General features: G+C 39.3%; 17 protein-coding genes, 1 tRNA gene and 1 pseudogene. 5 read left to right on the top strand and 14 right to left on the bottom strand.

Translation table 11 applies throughout. The features are described from left to right. Nucleotides 1–31 precede the first annotated feature (31 nt). Nucleotides 32–115, top strand: a tRNA-Leu gene (locus EXM22_RS14825). 202 nt (nt 116–317) lie between these two features. Here the strand turns inward: EXM22_RS14825 and EXM22_RS14820 are convergent. From EXM22_RS14820 to EXM22_RS14770, 11 genes are all read right to left on the bottom strand, one after another. Next, on the bottom strand, nt 318–1,082 hold the full coding sequence (locus EXM22_RS14820) for an SDR family oxidoreductase (protein ID WP_149487262.1): 765 nt from the start codon (nt 1,080–1,082) through the stop codon (nt 318–320). Nucleotides 1,083–1,159: 77 nt separating this feature from the next. Continuing rightward, nucleotides 1,160–2,185, bottom strand: coding sequence for a transaldolase family protein (locus EXM22_RS14815; RefSeq protein ID WP_168203542.1), 1,026 nt, complete (start codon nt 2,183–2,185; stop codon nt 1,160–1,162). 23 nt (nt 2,186–2,208) lie between these two features. After that, a complete protein-coding gene (locus EXM22_RS14810) occupies nt 2,209–3,009 on the bottom strand; it encodes an MBL fold metallo-hydrolase (RefSeq protein WP_168203541.1) in 801 nt (266 codons plus the stop codon). Between the two features lie 159 nt (nt 3,010–3,168). Further along, a complete protein-coding gene (gene garR / locus EXM22_RS14805) occupies nt 3,169–4,053 on the bottom strand; it encodes a 2-hydroxy-3-oxopropionate reductase (protein WP_149487259.1) in 885 nt (294 codons plus the stop codon). Between the two features lie 11 nt (nt 4,054–4,064). Beyond that, complete coding sequence (locus tag EXM22_RS14800) at nt 4,065–5,003, bottom strand: transketolase family protein (RefSeq protein ID WP_149487258.1); 939 nt, start codon at nt 5,001–5,003, stop codon at nt 4,065–4,067. Then, nucleotides 5,000–5,848, bottom strand: coding sequence for a transketolase (locus EXM22_RS14795; protein WP_149487257.1), 849 nt, complete (start codon nt 5,846–5,848; stop codon nt 5,000–5,002). Before EXM22_RS14795 ends, EXM22_RS14800 begins: the two co-directional genes overlap by 4 nt. A gap of 26 nt (nt 5,849–5,874) precedes the next feature. Then, complete coding sequence (locus EXM22_RS14790) at nt 5,875–6,627, bottom strand: SDR family NAD(P)-dependent oxidoreductase (protein WP_149487256.1); 753 nt, start codon at nt 6,625–6,627, stop codon at nt 5,875–5,877. Next, entirely contained in the window at nt 6,624–8,165 is a 1,542-nt protein-coding gene (locus EXM22_RS14785; protein WP_149487255.1) for a tripartite tricarboxylate transporter permease, read from the bottom strand. The genes EXM22_RS14790 and EXM22_RS14785 overlap by 4 nt, the downstream gene beginning before the upstream one ends. Nucleotides 8,166–8,181: 16 nt before the next feature. Then, on the bottom strand, nt 8,182–8,667 hold the full coding sequence (locus tag EXM22_RS14780) for a tripartite tricarboxylate transporter TctB family protein (RefSeq protein WP_149487254.1): 486 nt from the start codon (nt 8,665–8,667) through the stop codon (nt 8,182–8,184). A 73-nt stretch (nt 8,668–8,740) separates the two neighbouring features. Then, complete coding sequence (locus EXM22_RS14775; RefSeq protein WP_149487253.1) at nt 8,741–9,805, bottom strand: Bug family tripartite tricarboxylate transporter substrate binding protein; 1,065 nt, start codon at nt 9,803–9,805, stop codon at nt 8,741–8,743. Between the two features lie 169 nt (nt 9,806–9,974). Next, entirely contained in the window at nt 9,975–10,667 is a 693-nt protein-coding gene (locus EXM22_RS14770; protein WP_149487252.1) for a FadR/GntR family transcriptional regulator, read from the bottom strand. Nucleotides 10,668–10,824: 157 nt separating this feature from the next. Here EXM22_RS14770 and EXM22_RS14765 point away from each other — a divergent pair. After that, a pseudogene (locus EXM22_RS14765) lies at nt 10,825–11,909 on the top strand (IS3 family transposase). 271 nt (nt 11,910–12,180) lie between these two features. Beyond that, a complete protein-coding gene (locus EXM22_RS14760) occupies nt 12,181–12,696 on the top strand; it encodes a DDE-type integrase/transposase/recombinase (RefSeq protein WP_168203540.1) in 516 nt (171 codons plus the stop codon). 1 nt (nt 12,697) lies between these two features. Here the strand turns inward: EXM22_RS14760 and EXM22_RS14755 are convergent, their stop codons facing one another. The 3 genes from EXM22_RS14755 to EXM22_RS14745 form a co-directional block, all read right to left on the bottom strand. Then, complete coding sequence (locus tag EXM22_RS14755) at nt 12,698–13,909, bottom strand: IS256 family transposase (protein WP_149487894.1); 1,212 nt, start codon at nt 13,907–13,909, stop codon at nt 12,698–12,700. 87 nt (nt 13,910–13,996) lie between these two features. Next, on the bottom strand, nt 13,997–14,998 hold the full coding sequence (locus EXM22_RS14750) for an IS3 family transposase (protein ID WP_168203296.1): 1,002 nt from the start codon (nt 14,996–14,998) through the stop codon (nt 13,997–13,999). Nucleotides 14,999–15,030: 32 nt separating this feature from the next. After that, nucleotides 15,031–15,519 (bottom strand): transposase, encoded by a 489-nt coding sequence (locus tag EXM22_RS14745; protein ID WP_149487076.1) that lies wholly within the window; start codon nt 15,517–15,519, stop codon nt 15,031–15,033. 261 nt (nt 15,520–15,780) lie between these two features. Between EXM22_RS14745 and argE the strand changes: the two genes are divergently transcribed. Together argE and EXM22_RS14735 are read left to right on the top strand one after the other, a co-directional pair. Beyond that, nucleotides 15,781–16,929, top strand: coding sequence for an acetylornithine deacetylase (gene argE / locus EXM22_RS14740; RefSeq protein WP_168203539.1), 1,149 nt, complete (start codon nt 15,781–15,783; stop codon nt 16,927–16,929). A 414-nt stretch (nt 16,930–17,343) separates the two neighbouring features. After that, nucleotides 17,344–18,714, top strand: a complete 1,371-nt coding sequence (locus EXM22_RS14735) for an L-arabinose isomerase family protein (protein ID WP_149487249.1) — start codon at nt 17,344–17,346, stop codon at nt 18,712–18,714. Nucleotides 18,715–18,728: the final 14 nt, after the last annotated feature.

Below are 18,728 nucleotides of genomic sequence, written 5' to 3'. Positions count from 1 at the left end.
AAACATGCCTCACTATACTATCTCCACGTCTGCCTGGATGGTGAAATTGGTAGACACGCTAGTTTCAGGGACTAGTGCTCGCAAGGGCGTGGAGGTTCGAGTCCTCTTCCAGGCATAAAAAAGACCCAGTTACCTTTAGGTGACTGGGTCTTTTTTTTTCTTCGGAAAGAGAGGACTCGAAACGGAGAGACGGCGCGAAATCATGGAGCGCAAACAAACAGGATGTTTGTTTAGTCACGGAGCCGGCCTGAAGTGAAGCGATATGGACTTTTCCCAGAAGGATTCTCCGAGAAAAAAATTAGATCTTTCCCTGTTTCTTACCTGCTCAAATATCCTCCATCTACTGGAAGCATTACTCCACAAACATAGTTGGATGCTTCTGATGCTAGATATACAACAGCTCCAGCCATATCTTCCGGTTGTCCCCACCGTTTTGCAGGAATACGCTGAGACAGCTCAGAGAACCTTCCTGAATCTTCGACCAGCGCTGTATTGATTGGAGTTGCCATATATCCTGGAGCAATGCAATTGACATTGACTCCCAAAGATGAAAGCTCGTTAGCCATTGTTTTGGTGAGCTGTAAAACACCACCTTTTGTTGCACAATAGGCGACAGTATTGATCCCAGCAGCAATAGAATTAACAGAAGCAACATTAATGATCTTCCCATTTCCAATGGACACCATAAGATTAGCTGCCCACTGAGCCAAGTCAAACACTGCTGTCAGATTAAGCTCAATGACTTTATCCCAATCTTCAATCGGGAATTTCAGAACTGAATGACGAATCTGAATACCTGCATTATTTACTAAAATATCCAGTTGCCCATCAAGAGTTGATTCAATTTTTTTTTTGAGTTCTGATCGACTCTCACGATCCATTAAGTCTGAGCAAAGACCTTCAGCAGAAAACCCCCGCTGTCTAAACAGAGCAGCTTTTTCATCAATCTCTGGATGAACATCAACCATGATGATTCGTGCACCTGCCTCTGCCAATCCTTGTGCCATACCCCATCCCAGTCCTTGATACGCACCTGTTATTACCGCATTTTTTCCAGTCAAATCAAATGGATTTTTTTTCATATTACTTAAGCCTCTCTATGTAATTAAAACAATTGATTTTTATATTTTACCTTATGTCTCTGGCAGAAAATAAAACCTCATAACGAGAGGAGAGGATTCCATCCACTATTGATAAACTGGTCAATAGTCCTATTTGAACTTCCAAAAGTAATAAACTCATCTGAACTCATACCATCAGGTTCAAAAGCCTTTCTAAACTCTCTCAATGTCGAAAGCCTCTCCAAGGCCTCTGGATCTACCGGCTCATTGATCTTCTCCTCAAAAGGTCCTTTAAGATCAAGAAGAGCCTTCTGAATTTTTGGAGAGATGGACATTATCATCTTTGCCCCTGCTAAACTTGTAATGTGATGAGCTCCACGACAGCCGGCAGGCATAAGAACTGTATCGTAACCTCGTTCATTAAAAATAGAATATGCTCTTTTCATACACGCAGTTCCTGCAAGCTTAATATCTGCTTCAGTAACAACAGAATTCTGATCATTGGCAACATCTCTCAGATAATCATCTAATCGTCCTACCATGAGAACAGCAATACTTAAACCAGGTTTAATACCATTAGACAAAGCTAGTTCCTTTCCTCTTTTTCTAGCTTCAGCTACTGCAATAACTTGAGGAACTGAAAAACTAACCGTCGCTGCAACATTTAGTCCTAATGCAACACATTCTTCGAATACACGTATGCCGGCATTAGTTGCTGGTAATTTAATAACTATGTTTGGATACCATGAAGCGTAGCACTTTGCTTGTTCCAGCATATATGCATAATTCCCTGTTTTATTAGGGTTAGTTTGGGCACATACATATCCTGCACCAAACGTTCCTTTATCAAATAAAGGTGCAACCTTTTCTGCGTAATACCCTGTAACTGACTTTATGAGAGAGATTGCTTTATCATCGTCAGAAAGAGAAGTAATATCTTCAGCTATTACACCTTTCCAATCACCTACATTCATTTGTAGAGTTTGGTTTACTAAAAAAGGATTTGTTGTCATCCCTGTAGCACCTAAGGAGAAAGCTTTCTCTTGTTCAGAAATATTGGCCGAATCATGCCACCATACAGTTTTTGTATTTTGTGCTAACCAAGTAAGAAAATTTTGTTCCATTTTATCCATCCTATATTTAATTTTTATAAAAACAACATACTCCCAGAACCCAATGTTGCTGCATCAATACTTTTCGCATGATTACATAAACTTTCGTATACTATTCTACCAGAACAATGGCATAGTCCACATTTCTCAACCCCTAGGTTGGTAAGTCTATCAATTACCGCTTCAATCTCACCTCTAGTGGAATTCATCAAATGAATTCCTCCATAAACTGCTTTGACGGATTGTGAAAATAGGCAGGAAATTTGTTCAATAATATTCAAAATGCCTATATGGGCACACCCTACAATCACATGCAAACCATCAGAGGCTTCTACTACGATACTGCACTCATCTGAAAAATTATCCTGAAGAAGACTATCTTCATATTTTTTTTTAAACTGAGGAGGTACAGTCTCCAGCTCATTTAGCTGTCGGAAACCAGAAACAACAAAACAATGTTCAGAAATTTTAGTGAAAGTTTTTACGCAATTCCATACAATTCCATTTTCCTCTAAATACTTTTCCGAAAATGAGTTACCCAAATATGTTAAAGAAAATGTGTTGGCTTCAAAACGATCTAAAAAAAAATCTTTTCCCGTATAGAGTTTTTTTTCTGTTGTTTTCCATTGATCAACAAAAGAACGAAAACCTCCAGTATGATCATAATGAGGGTGACTCAAGACTACTGAAGTAACCTTGCTTAGATCTTTTTTAAGACTGATAGCATTGTTTAAAAAGAAAGGAGATGAGGCTGTATCAAAAAGGATAGACTGACCTTCATCCTCTATAAGAAAAGACAGTCCATGCTCAGTTTTCAATCCACGATGTCCTACCAATGAGTTCTCCATTAAGATACTTACCGAAATCATCTGTTCACATTCACCTTCATTCTTTATTGAAAAATTGGAAAGATTACTTACAACACCATTTTTGTTATCAATAGGAGGTATTCCAGAAGATTTTCTTCTAGAATACCCCTTACAATGAAGAATTAATTAAGACCGTACTTCAACATTAGCCAGTTTCTCATACCACTGGATTAGACCACCATGGTCATCACTACCCTTCCCTTCTGAGGAGAGGCTCTTCATCATCTCAATGGCAGCTTCACTAATGGGAGAAGGAGTTCCAACACTGTTGGATGTATCAAGAGCATTCTGAAGATCTTTGATGTGCAGATCAATACGGAAGCCAGGCTTAAAATTTCCAGCAAGCACTAAAGGTGCCTTAGCGTCTAGAACTGTACTTCCAGCAAGACCACCTCGAATAGCCTTAAAGACTTTTTCTGGATCGACATTGGCTTTGGTTGCAAGCACCAGAGCTTCAGACATACCTGCAATGTTCGATGCGACCATGATCTGATTTGCAAGTTTGGTAATATTTCCACTACCAATATCTCCTACTAAGGTGACACTACCACCCATAACCTGGAGAATTGCTTCTACTTTTGCAAAAGCATCCTCAGGACCACCGACCATAATAGCTAGGCTACCATCGATTGCCTTAGGCTCCCCACCACTTACAGGAGCATCAAGCATACTGACCTGCTTTTTAGAAAGCTCAGCAGAAATCTCTCTGCTGACAATAGGAGAGATTGAACTCATATCAACAAGAATAGTGTTTGGCTTTGCTCCTTCAACAACCCCACCCTTACCAATAACAACCTCTTTCACATGCGGTGAGTTGGGTAACATTGTAATAATGATATCACTCACTGCTGCTACTTCTTTGGGAGTTGATAGAGCATTTGCACCAAAAGAAACAAGTTCATCTACAGAGTTCTGATTCAAATCATTAACAGTAAGAGAATATCCTGCATTAATCAGGTTCTTAGCCATGGGTTTACCCATAATTCCTAATCCAATAAAACCAATTATCATATTAAATCTCCTTAATTATCCGCTAAGATTTTTCTAACTTTCTTAGCCACATCTTCACTCTCCAAGCCAAAGTTTTTTAAAAGAATGGAATAGTTCTCTGCAGAAGTACCAAAACGGTCCTGGACTCCAAGTACTTCAATAGGTAGTCTCTTATTAGAAAGAGCAGAACAAACAGCACTACCTAAACCACCAATAATGCTATGCTCTTCGGCAGTAACGACACCTTTAACCCCATCACAAAAGGATTCAAGAGCATCAATGTCTAGAGGCTTAATGGTGCTTACATTAACTACACGAATAGAGATACCTTCTTTCTCAAGGATCTTTGCTGCTTCCATAGACTGTTGCACCATGACTCCAGTAGCAAAAACAACAACATCCTTTCCTTGAACCATCTCGGTCATCTGACCAATCTTGTAATTTGCTTTGGGGTCGGAGACAAGAGGTAGGTCATTCCGGTTTATCCGGAGATAGATAGGACCATCACACTCTACCATTGCCTTGGCCATCTTCTCGGTTTCAATAGCATCACAAGGAGAAAGAACCGTCATGTTTGGCAGTACCTGCATCAATGCAATATCATCTATACTCTGATGTGTTTTTCCATCCCCAAAGTCAGATAGGCCAGCACTGGAACCGCAAATTTTCACATTTAAACTAGCAATTGCAACTGATGAACGAATCTGATCGTACCCTCTACCCGTTGCAAATACAGCAAAGGAATTAATAAAAGGAATTTTTCCTGCCAAAGAGAGTCCCGCAGCAACAGAGGCCATGTTCTGCTCTGCAATACCCACTTGAAAATAGCGATCTGGGTATGCAGCTCCAAACATCGCTGACATTGTCGAATTACCGAGGTCTGCCTCAAGCATCACAATGTCCTTGTTATCCTTACCCAATTCTACAAGGGTCTCACCATATGTTTTTCTTAAACTATCAGACGTTCTCATGCCTCTACCTCTTTTTTTAAGTTTTCAATGCAAGCCCACGCTTCTTTGTATTCGTCTTCAGTCATAGCTGCATTGTGGTACTTTGCTTTTCCTTCTGCAAAGGGAAAACATTTGCCTTTTATTGTATGTGCTAAAATCACTGATGGGCCCTCAGTGAAGGCTTTTGCAGCCTCCAATGCATCAAGGATCTGAACCATATTATGTCCATCGATCTCAATAACATTCCAACCAAAACTACTCCATTTCTGTGCAAGATTTTCAATGGGAAAGATTTCTTTGGTTGTACTGGTAGCCTGCAAGCCATTGAAGTCTACGATGGCAGTAAGGTTATTTGCCTTAAATCCATGGGCTGCCATAACAGCTTCCCAAACCTGACCTTCTGCAAGCTCACCATCCCCTAGAATTGCATAAACATGGTTAGGAAGTTTATCCAAACGAAATCCCAATGCAAGCCCTAATGCAACAGATAATCCTTGTCCAAGAGATCCTGTAACTGCCTCAATACCAGGAGTTTTATCCATGTCAGGATGTCCTTGAAGCATACCTTTAAATGTTTTGACCTTACCCAGCTCTTCACGGCTAAAATAACCAAACTCAACTAGACATGCATACTGCACCAAAACAGCATGCCCCTTACTCATGATCAGACGATCACGCTTAGAATCCTTGGGATCAGAAGCGTTCACATTCATAGCATGAAAATATAAAGCTGCCATGACATCAGCAATACTGCTGCTACCTCCTAGGTGTCCAACCTTACCTGGTGGTATCATCTCCAATATATTTGCGCGAACTTGGATCGCTTTCTTTTTTAATTTTGTAACTTGTTCTTGAGAATAATTCATTTTCTAGCTCCTTAGCTATTTCTTCTTCAACAACAGATGACCCCACCATCAATAGGCAATGCAATGCCATTGATGAAGGATGCGTCATCTGATGCGAGGTACAATACCGCATTTGCAACATCAGAAGCCTTGGCGAGACGCCCTAGTGGCACCTCTTCCAATCTCTGCTGTTTCTTTACCGGATCCTTAAACATTTCTTGAACCAAGGGGGTGTCCACTGTACTTGGATGGATAGAATTACATCTGATACCATCTTTGGCATATCGAGCGGCAATAGATTTTGTCAACAGTGTGACCGCTCCCTTAGTCGTTGTGTAGGCTTCAGGGGTATATCGATGACCAATAAGACCACAGACTGAAGAGGTATTAATGATAGCCCCCCCGCCCTGTTTACGCATAATAGGAATCATATGTTTAGCACCAAGGAATACACTTCCGACGTTTACCAACATCATTGTGTTCCATTCTTCAAGCTCCATCTCTTCGAGTGGCTTACGGATATTGATTCCTACATTGTTTACCAGAACATCAATTTTTCCGTCTTTTTTCATAATCGTTGTAAGAACTGTTTTCCAATCCTCTTCACTGGTCAAATCCATGGGATAGAAAATGGCTTTATACCCCTCACTCTGAATATCTTTCACAAGAGCGTCGCCTTTTTGTTTATCCAAATCGAGGATGATTACGTTTGCTCCTTTAAAAGCCAGCAGCTTTGCCATCTCGGAACCAAGACCACCAGAGCCTCCAGTGATAACAATGCATTTATCTTTTACATTCATACCATTCCCTCTTCATATACATTCATCGAATCCATTGTGTTTGTTTCTTTTTTTGAAAAAGATTTTGTTATTCCAGTGATCAGGATGAAAGTGATAACCAACATAAAGACAATTCCAACTGGTCTTCCTAACAATGGAACAATAGACCCCTGTCCCATCATCAGCGCCTGGCGAAAATTTAGGTCAGCAGTTGGCCCTAAAATTAGTCCAAGTACCAACGGCGCCATAGGATACTTCATCTTACGAAGAAAGAACCCGATTACACCAAAGATCAACATAACCTTGATATCAAAAATGTTCACATTTCCTGCATAGGCACCAATAACTGTCATTGGAACTATGATTGGCATGAGTATTTTTCTGTTTATCTTTAACAACTTCACCATAGGTTTAGTTATCAGAAGCCCAACTACCAGCATACAAACAGCAGATAAGAAGAGAGTTATTCCAGTCTCGTATAGAAAGGTAGGATTCTGTAAAGCCAGCATCGGCCCTGGTTTGACTCCATGAAGCCAAATAGCGGCCAGAAACATGGCGGCCTGTGGGCTACCAGGGATAGCCAAGGTAAGCAGCGGGATCATAGCACCAGGTATACAGGCATTATTAGCTGTCTCGGCACAGGCTAGTCCTTCGTAGGAACCTTTACCGAAAAAACGTTTGTTCTTACTTCTTCTTTTCCCTACATCATAAGACACCCATGCTGCAATATCTTCTCCTGCTCCAGGAATAGCCCCTATTGCTGCACCAATAAAGCCAGAGCGAATAGTCGGTTTCCAGATTTGCTTCAGGATCTTTTTGTCAGGCATAACCGAACCCAAGTCTTCTTCCATGGAATAGGGAATACTCTCTTGCAAGACAGTAAGAATTTCTGAAATGCCAAAGACACCGATCAGGGCAGGTATAAGTTGGATTCCTCCCATAAGATTGGGAATTCCAAAGGTAAAGCGGGAATACGAGTAAATGGGGTCCAAACCGATCATCGCGGCAAAGAATCCCAGAAATCCAATGATCCAACCTTTGAGCGGTGTACTATCAGTGGATAGGCTACCACAAATCATGATGCCAAAGAGAGCAAGAAGAAAGTATTCCCATTTCCCAAACTTCAGAGCCACCGAATAAATCATGGGGGTAAAAAATAAAAGCACTACCACTGAAATTGTCACACCAATAAAGCTGGATACAATTCCGGTTGCAAGAGCCTTTCCTCCCTCACCACGTTTGGCAAGCACAAAACCATCCAACGCCGTAGCGGCTGCTGCTGGCGTTCCAGGAATATTTAACATGATGGCAGAGTAGCACCCCCCCATAATGGCACCGACATATACACTTAATAGAAACGCGACTGCATACTCTAACTTCATGGTGTAGGTGACATTTATTAGAAGCGCTAGTGCCATTGTCCCGGTAAGGCCGGGGATTGCACCGACGACGATACCCGTTGTCGTTGCAAGTAAAATTATCAGTAGAGTCATAGGATCGGAAACAATACCTACAGAACTCCATAATAAACTCATTTGTGATGCAAATGATGTCAACATATTATTCTCCAATCACTTAACTAGGTAAGGGGATTCTAAACCCGTACTTGAAAACCACACTAATTGTTACACTGGCAACAATTGATATAATAATTACCATCCACCACTTAGTGGATTTAATGTAAAGCATTGTAAAAAAAAGATAGAGGAAGGTTGCAACTGTAAAGTTAAGCCATCCAATTAAGAAATAGACGTAAACAAACATCAAAGCGAGGAGGATTGTTACACGTAAAGTCTTGTCATCCTTGAAGAACTTGCTAAGATTAGATTTTGAAAATGTGTCTTTCAATGTTGAAAGGCCAACCTTTTTTAATGCGGGAAAACTTAGGGCTGCACCCAATAAAACAAAAACACAACCAAGCATTAAAGGGAAAAAACCAGGTGCATCAAGAAAATTTCTAAATACCTTCATCCCTAAAGCCACTACAACAATAGCGATACCACTTATTATGAGTAGAAACCCCATAATAATATCACCAGTCATATCCTTCTCATTGTTCATACTTAATTCCTTATACAAATAGTGAATAAATATTATTGATTTCTCAGGAGACTAATGCTCCTGAAATAATCAATTATTTACTCAGCTTTTTCTTCTCAACTTCCCAGTCAAAATCTTCCATTCTGGGGATTCCGAGATCAGCAGGAGAAATTTGAACTAAACCTGCATCATACTGAGTCCAAGCATAACCAGAAGTCTGAATAGCCATGAAACGATCAGCTTCTTCACCGGTGTAAGCAACTATATTAAAAGCCATATCAGATGCATATTTCTTGACCGCTTCGGTTCCAAGAGCATAATGGAATGCCTCTTTAAGCTTTTCTATAATGTGTGCTGGAGCATCTCTTGGGATCAAAATCGGCCATGTTTCACAGAACTGTGGAACAGTCTCAGATCCAGGAAGAATGCTTGTGATCGAAGGTATAACTTCTCCATTATCTAACTCCCATGAATCTGCTGTGGTAACGCATAGAACTTTTATTTCACCAGCATTTGCAAGGTCAATGAGTGAAGAGAAAGAACCAATACCTGCTACAGAGTCTTTAGCAATAACTGAGATACCTACATCCCTACATGCACCAAGAGTCGTATAGTTAGGAGTTGGCACATTTGCAATCTTAAGGATAGCCTCAATCTGAACATGAGGTCCGTTTCCAAAAGATCCAATAGCAAAGTTTGGAGAACCTTCTGCTAAATATTCCAAAAGGTCATCTAAGGATTTAATGTCAGAACTAGGGTGTACGATAATTGCAGCTGGGCCACTATATGGATGAAAAGTTTCCCAATCGACCCATGTTGAATCACTTGTTCCATTTACACCAAATCCTGCAAAAGCACCAGAACCAGTTGCAAACATGTTATAGCCATCATGAGGCTTTGCAAGAACGTTGGTAGCTGCAACAGCTGAGGCTCCACCTGCCTGGTTTACAACATTGATTGTTTCTCCAAGATACTTTTCCATTTCAGCAAGAACAGGCCGAACAGCTGTATCAGTTCCACCACCAGCACCAAAACCAACAGTCACAACAGCGTTGGTTTTAGGCCAAAGTTTGTTCGCGTTTGCTTCAGAACTACCTGCTGCAAATACTGTTGATGCAGCCAGAACCAGAAAAATAGAAACAGTAAGAAACTTTTTCATCTCTACACTCCTTAATTGAATTGAAAAGCTATCAGAAAGACGGCTCTTAATTCATCCTATAATTTATTTACCCATGGATACCCACAGGGATGCTCACTTGTTAGTTGTCCTACAAGTAAAAATACAAAACAATTTTAGGTCAGAATAAAATTCTTTATTTCCTGAGGTTTTATCCCATCCGTACGACAGTGTTGGCAACATGTTCCCTCATTGCCCGAACAGCACCTTCTTTATCTTGCTGTTTTATCTTCTCCAAAATTAAGCGGTGAAAGTGTTTACCATCTTTCATTCCCAAAGTGGTTACTATATGCTCCATGCTTTCAGCCATTAACTCAAATACAAAGACACTAACATTGATGATAAGATCATTCTTAGAAGCTCTGGCAATGACATTGTGAAAGGCAAGATCATCAGAAGCAAACTTCTTATCATCATGACTGTTCTTTTCCATCCGAGAGACGATTCTCTCAAGACTGGTAATTTCCTCTTCAGTAATACGATCACACGCTAATTCCAAAGCTCCAACTTCCATAATACTTCGATATTCAAGAATTTCGGTAAGGGTATTCTTATTAATCATAAAAGCTGGAAACAACATATTTGTGTAATTATCAGATGTAACTTTTTTTAAAAAGGTCCCTTCACCTTGTCTTGTTTCGACTATTCCTAAAGCTGTAAGCTTCTGAATAGCCTGACGAATACTGATCCTACTGACACAAAATTGATTCTTCAATTCATTCTCAGATGGAAGTTTCTCCCCTTCTCTCCAAGTATCATTTTTGATATGCATCAATAGTTGATCATAAACTTGGTCAGAAATCTTCTTCTGTTTTATGACTTTCAATGGTTCAAAAGTTGGCATGTAGGGGAATTCTCTCTTATTTATTTACTAGTTAGTTGTATGTTATCATACAACTAACATCTGTCAATAAAAACTTTGAAATACTTTGTAATCCCCCCAAAAAATAGAAGTCGTCATAAGTAGAAAATATCTTTATTCTAAATGAAGGAGTTTCTACATGAAAAAGTCTCGTTTTACAGACAGCCAGATAATGGCAATTCTTAAAAAGGCAGAGAGTGGAATACCTGTTACTGAGTTATGCCGTGAAAATAATATCAGTACAGCCTTATTTTATCAGTGGCGATCAAAATATGGAGGAATGGATATATCAATGATCTCCAGATTAAAAGAACTTGAAGCAGAAAACGCCCAACTCAAAAAAATGTATGCTGAAGAAAGATTAAAAGCAGAAATTGTTCAGGATGCCCTCAAAAAAAAAGTGGTAAAGCCATCTCATGGAAGGGAGATGGCCATGCTCTATGTCGAAGATACTGATATTTCAATCAAGCTGGCCTGTAGAGCGTTTGCTATCAGCGAAACTTGTTATAGATATATTCCTAAACAATCAGCTGAGAATGAGCAAATAGCCGACTGGTTATTACGGCTCACTACCACATATAAACGGTGGGGATTTGGTTTGTGTTTTCTGTATCTCAGAAATGTTAAGAATTATCCATGGAATCATAAGCGGGTATACCGCATTTATCGTGAATTGGGACTGAACCTGAGGATTAAGCCTAGAAGGAAAATTAAAAGAGATAAACCTGATGCCCTATAAGTACCATCAAAACCCGACATGGTGTGGTCTATGGACTTTATGAGCGACACCCTTGGTGATGGAAGAAGTTTCAGAACCTTCAATGTCATTGATAATTTTAATAAGGAAGGATTAGCAATAGATGTTGACTTCTCTCTACCAGCAGCCAGAGTTACAAGATCACTGGATCAGATCCTCGAATAGAGGAATAAACCTCTAGCTATTCGCTGTGATAATGGGCCTGAATACTGCAGTGCAGAACTACAAAACTGGGCTGAGAAAAAGGAAATTACACTTCTATTATTCAGCCAGGAAAACCGACTCAGAATGCTTATATTGAAAGATTTAATAGAACAGTAAGACATGAATGGTTAGATTTAACGAACTTTCAATCTATCGCTCATGCACAGGATCTTGCGACCAAATGGTTATGGACATATAATAATGAGCGACCTCATACAGCAGTTGGAGGTATTCCTCCCAGATTGAAAATACCAGCTGTTTAAATAATTCTACTTAAGTCGTTCTCTATAAATGGGGGGATAACAAAAGCACTTCGGGTTATCGATTAGAAGATCATGCCGTTTAGTTCAATTGCCAAGATCTACATATTTTTATAACTCAAAGCCAAATGATGATGGTGAGATTATTAAGGAGATGTATAAGATCCTTAAGAAGAACTCAAAATATGGCTGTGGAATGATCCATTTGTAATTAAGACAGAACAATATCTCTATCAACCATAAACGCACTGAAAGGATCTACAGTGACCTAGGTTTGCAATTAAACAGAAGTAAACGGAGGAAGAAAATCTCGTCTGAAAATAGAGAGCCTACTATCATTCCTAAGACTCCTGGTAAACTTTGGGCAATTGATTTTGTAAGTGATTCTATTGCAAGCCAGAGGAAACTCAAGATTCTAACTGTCATCGATCCTACTACAAGAAAATCACCGATTATACATGCTGGTTATTCAATAAATGGTAGGCATGTTACTGAGATTTTGGAGAGGACCGGAGAGAAATATGGTTATCCAGAAACCTTACAATGTGATAATGGACCAGAATTCAGAAGTAAAGAATTAGATAAATGGTGTTATGAGAAAGGAATAAGAATCAGTTTCTCAAGGCCAGGAAAACCAACAGATAATTGTTATATAGAAAGCTTCAATGGAACATTCAGAAATGAATGCTTAAATTCTCACTATTTTGAATCAATCAATGATACTACGGAATGTTTCAACATAGTTGTCACAACTTTTGGAGCCTGTAAAGTTTCCTGTGTAAATGCCTAACTTATTCATCTGTAAATCGATCTCCATATTCCAACTGAAATCGATTCATGGCAGGTTTCCATGCTCTTAGTGGCATAGTCCATTTTTTGGAGGCCTGCTGTATAGCCAAGTATACGATCTTAAATGCAGATTTGTCATTGGGAAAGATCTTCCGATTCTTGATCGCTTTTCGAATGACACTGTTCAAAGATTCTATTGCATTAGTGGTATAGATGATTTTCCGGATTTCATCTGGGTAATCATAAATTGCTATCAGATTTTCCCAATGTCTTTTCCACATTTTACTAATAGAGCCATACTGGCTATCCCACTTTTCAGCAAAATTATTAAGCTCTCTTTCTGCTTCATCCAGAGTGATTGATGAGTAGATTGCCTTCAAATCTCTAGCAGCTTCCTTTCGATCCTTGTATGAAACATATTTCAAGGAGTTCCTGACCATATGTACAATACAGAGCTGAATCTTTGTTTTAGGATAGACGGTATTGATAGCTTCAGGAAATCCAGTTAGTCCATCGACACACGCTATAAAGATATCCTGAACACCCCGGTTCTGGAGCTCTGTCAGCACAGAAAGCCAGAATTTGGCTCCTTCGTTCTCAGAGATCCAGAGCCCCAATAATTCCTTTATACCTTCAGTAGTGATCCCTAGAGCCAGGTAAACAGCCTTTTTGATGACCCGTTTGTCCTGATGTACTTTGACTACGATGCAATCCAGATAAATGATGGGATATAAGCTGTCCAAGGGGCGGTTCTGCCACTGTTCCACTTCTTCAAGAACAGAATCTGTTACCTGAGAAATAAGGGTATGAGAGACATCTACACCATATAAATCTTTAAGTGTCTCAGCGATATCTCTGGTTGTCTGGCCTTTGGCGTAAAGGGTGAGAATCTTCTGATCAAAACCTAGAAGTCTTCTTTGACCTTTCTTAACCATTTGAGGTTCAAACTCTGAGTCTCTATCCCGAGGTGTTTCTATTTCAAGTTCCCCTGAATCAGTTTTTACTTTCTTTGAATTGTAGCCATTACGGCTATTTTTTTTGTTGTGCCCTTTCCGAGAATGCTTTTCATAACCAAGATGATTATCCATTTCAGCATTTAGAGCTTTTTCAATTGTCAGCTTCATCAGCTGGCCAAGAGGATCAGCCAAGTCTGCCTCGGTCTTAACCCCTTTAGCCAATTCTGTGGCTAACTCATCCAAACGATCTTTGTCTATCATGATACTATTCATCCTAACTCCTATTGCCCTTTTTGGGCTATTCAGAATTAGGCAGTTACACAGTTTTATTTACAGGGTCTTTTTTTATGCTGAAATCAGTTGCTTCTTAGTCTCTAAAGATGGGTTCAGATACACATGTTTCTGATCCTCCCATATCTTTTGATCAGAACTCCACCTTTCAGGAGTTTTGCTAATTGCTTTTCTTATGACCTTATTCCTTTTCTCCATTATTTCTGAACCATCGCCACAGTGTCTTTGGGCTGGAGAAATATATGAGATTCCTGAATGTTTATGCTCATTGTTATACCAATTCACAAAATCTGCCATCCATACACGAGCTTGATGTATATCCTTAAAATACTTTGGGTATCCGGCCGTATATTTTAAAGTTTTGAACAAAGATTCAGAATAGGGATTATCATCACTGACTCTGGGTCTTGAAAAAGATGGGATCACTCCTAATGCATACAATGTCATAATCATGGTACCACCTTTCATGGGATTCCCATTATCAGAATGCAGCCTGATTCCTTCCAGTTTATGAATGATTTTTAACCTTCTAAACATTTGCTCGGCTAGCTCCGATGATTCAGATTCGTGTATCTCCCAACCAACAATTTTACGACTCCAGACATCAACGATCATATAGCAGTAAAGGAAGATTCCATTCACATCTGTTTTGAGAAAAGTAATATCCCAACTCCAAACCTGATTGGGGCCTGTAGCTGCCAACTCAGGAGGTTTATTCTGCTTTCTTGCAGGGTAACTTCTTTTTCTGTGGTGAATCATGTCTGCATCTCTCAGCACTCTGTAGAAAGTACTTACAGATGCTATATATACTCCTTCATCCAAAAGAGTTACAACAATCTGATATGGATTACAGTCCACAAATCTATCTTCACAGGCAATCCTGAGAATCTCTTGACGTTCATACTCTGCAAGCTTTCTTTTAACCTTTTTCACTGCTCCTTTTCTTTTGTCACCACAAGAAGAATCACTCCATCTATGATATGTCCGGACAGATATATCCATTACATTACAGGCTTCTGATCTTCTGGCTCCATCTGATATTGCTTCATCTAACAATGAAACTGCTAGATCTCTGAGATCCTGAGTAATTAATCGTCCTCGTCGTCCCCCAATAGAGCATCCACTTTTTTTTTAAGAGTTAGTAGGGCTGCCATTTCAGCCAGGGCTTTATCTTTACGAGCAAGCTCTTTCTCAAGCTTTTTAGTCTTTAGCTTCAATTGACGATTTTGTTCCTGGATGGTCTTTTCTTTTTCTGTCATAGACTGCCGCAGCTCCTGCTCCCAGAGGGATAGATGTTCACTGTGGAGACCATTCTTTCTAAGCCAATTTCCTATCTCATCTTTTGAAATTGATCGGCTCTCTAAGAGAAGGGACATCTTTTCTGAAATGCTCCTCCGATCTGGTGATAACTCTCCAGCAGCTGCATCCAGTGTACCATCTTTAGCCTTGGCAACCCAATTCCTAATTGTTTGATTTGAGATTCCTTCTTCCCGGCTTACCTGGGCAATAGACCTACTCTCAGGGGGCAGAACTTTCCGTAAAATGCTGTTTCGAAATCCTGTACTGTACTTACTCAATTGATGTTGTCCTCCATATTAAATACTGTGACAACTATCTTGAACTATAGGGTACTAGGAATAAAATTGAAAATTGGTGGACTGAATATAATACAGAGAGGCCGCAAAAAAGATTAAAATGAATGACACCGGTAGAGTTTGAGAGTAAGCTAAATGAGTTGAATACTAAATCTGTTGCTGGTCGAATATAGGGGATAGGTCAGGTGCTAAAAAATAATTCTCACGGATGTTAAGCATAAATATTTTATTATGGTGAAAAATATGAGAACCAATAGAGCTGTGATACTAAGTAATTTTGAACAGATTCTAAAGAAACTAATCAGTTTTGAGACTCTTAGTGATAGTTCAACTAATTTGGTGATGGACTGGATAGAAGAATATCTTTTTAGTTGTGGATGTAAAGTTCTACGTTTTCCAGTAGGATATAATACAAAAATCGAAAATCTCTATGCCACAGTGAGTGATAAAAAGGTAGGGGGTATTTGTTTCTCTGGCCATATTGATGTTGTACCACCACAGGATAAAGGGTGGTACACTCCTCCATTTGAACTCCACAAAAAAGATAACAAACTTTATGGCCGAGGGACTGTAGATATGAAGAGCTTCATTGCTCTCATCATGGCAATGATACCTTATTGGCAAAGTAAAAACTTAAAGACTCCAATTCACCTTGCATTAACCTGTGATGAAGAACTTGGATGTAAAGGTGTAAGTTATCTAACTCATCAAATGAATTTAAATAATTTAAAACCTGATTTTGTAATTGTCGGAGAACCTACTGAGTGCATCCCAGTTTCATCACACAAAGGTGGAATAAAATGCACCACAGTAATTCATGGGATTTCCGGGCATTCAAGTACTCCAGCGTCCGCAGTAAACGCTATTTATTATGCAATGGATTATGTTAACTATCTCCGTCAAATCCAAGATCAAGCAATAAAAAATTCTGATTTAGGATGTAGTTTTGATCCTCCTTACACAACATATTCAGTTGGCCAGATATTTGGTGGAACAGCTGTAAATATTGTTCCTGAAAACTGCGAATTTAAATGGGAAGTAAGAGTTCTCCCCGAGCAGAATCCAAAGGTATTAATTCATGATATAAATAGTTATATGCTGGATTATTTTCAGAATATTGATCCCAGGATATCTTTTGATACGAAAATTAACAGTTCATATCCTGGCTTATCGGCAGCATCAAATAGGAATGTTGTGAATTTTATCCAAAGTCTTGGTAGTAAAGTAAACCCAGCTGTAGTTTCATTTGGCGCCGAGGCAGGTAGCTACGCACAAGCAGGGTTTTCTTCCATCCTCTGGGGACCTGGCTCTATCGAGGAAGCTCATAGACCGAATGAATTCATTGAAACTTCTCAAATAGAAAATTATTTAAATTATTTATTAAATCTTTAAAAAATTAATTTTTGAATCTATTAGTGACAACAAAATTTTCTCAAAATCCATAGAAAAGGTTCTATTCAGAAATAGGATAATCAAATCTTCCTCCAAGTGATGATAAAAAGTTTTATTACGTTTTTATATTTTTTAGGAGTTACATAGCTCAATTTATTTTACATTGCTAGAAGTTTTAGTTTCCGATAGGCCCCTTCCCACATATTGATAATGAAATTGTAAAGTAGAGAAAATGAGTATGATTTATATTTATTAAATCAAATTTTTGAAGTAATGAGCAATTCATGCAAAATATGCTTGACTCAGGCTTAATATAGTAAAATAATAGATTGAAACAGAAGTTCTTCGTCCTTTATCTCAATTAAAAGGAATTAGGACTTTCTGCAAAGTAGTTTTAAGATAAGGAGATCATTGATGGCTGCTCGTATAGGATTCCTCCCGTTTTATCTGGCACTTTACGATGAGGTAGCAAAACAGAACAGAGAAGTAATAGAGCCCTTCTACCAGAAGATTGCTCAGGAACTATCCTCAAAGGGGATAATCGTAGAAACATCACCTATTTGTAGAGTGCAGAAGGAATTTGAAGACGCTATCAAGATGTTCAACAGCAAAGGAGTTGATGCTCTTGTCTCTCTCCACCTTGCCTACTCACCATCTCTTGAATCGCTTCCGGCGTTGTTGAATACAGATCTTCCCCTTGTGATTCTCAATACAACACCTGAGCCGCAGTTCGGGTTCAGACAAAACCCGCAGCAGATCACTTTCAACCATGGAATCCATGGGGTACAGGACATGTGCAGTATGCTCGTTCGTCATAAAAGGCCTTTCATGATCGAATCTGGTCATTGGCAAGACTCAGATGTGATTGATAGAGTGGTAGAGATACTACGAGGTATTTCAGCTGCCAAAAACTTTAGAAATACAACCGTAGGAGTCATTGGAGATCCCTTTACCGGGATGGGAGATTTCTTCATAACCCCGGCTCAGATGAAGGCGGATTTTGATATTGATGTCATTCCTGTCCCTGAGATTGCATCCTCTCCTGATATTGAAGATATCAATGATGAGCTTATATACCTTGATTCTTTGTTCTCATTTGATTCCGTATCAGAAGAGGTTCTAAGAGAGAATGTCCTAATCACAAAAAAACTGAAAGACTGGACCGCAGATAAGGGAATTACTGCATTCACCTGTAATTTCAGAGAAGTAACAGACTCAAGCCCTGTTAATCGGGTTCCATTCCTGTTTGCTGGAGTAGGGATGTATGAAGGGATCGGATATGCTGGAGAAGGTGATATCCTGACCGCTTCATTAGCTCATGCACTATTATCTATAAACAAAGAGACCACTTTTACAGAGATGTTCTGTCCCGACTGGAAGGATAACAGGATATTTCTAAGCCATATGGGAGAGATCAACCCAAGGATTTGCAAAGAAAAAGCAACCTTAGCTGCAAAACCATACACCTATAGTAGTGGATTACAACCCCTCTATATAACAGGAGAGTGCAGAAAAGGAGAGGTATTACTGTTGAACCTCATACCGATGCTTAATCGTTCATACAGATTATTGGTTTGTCCAATGAGAATGGAAGAGTCAGATACTACAACATTTGAAAAGAATGTACGCGGATGGATTAAGCCTAAAATACGGATTGATGAATTCCTCACAAAGTATAGCCTGTTTGGTGGAACACACCATTCAGTACTTTGCTATGATGAATCTATTACCTCAATGAAAACTTTCGGTGAACAGATGGGCTGGGAAGTTATTATTATTGAATAATAACATAAAGCAAA

Source organism: Oceanispirochaeta crateris, assembly GCF_008329965.1.
In the GTDB taxonomy this organism is placed as follows: Bacteria; Spirochaetota; Spirochaetia; order DSM-2461; family DSM-2461; genus Oceanispirochaeta; species Oceanispirochaeta crateris.
This window is presented reverse-complemented; position numbering and strand designations above follow the sequence as displayed.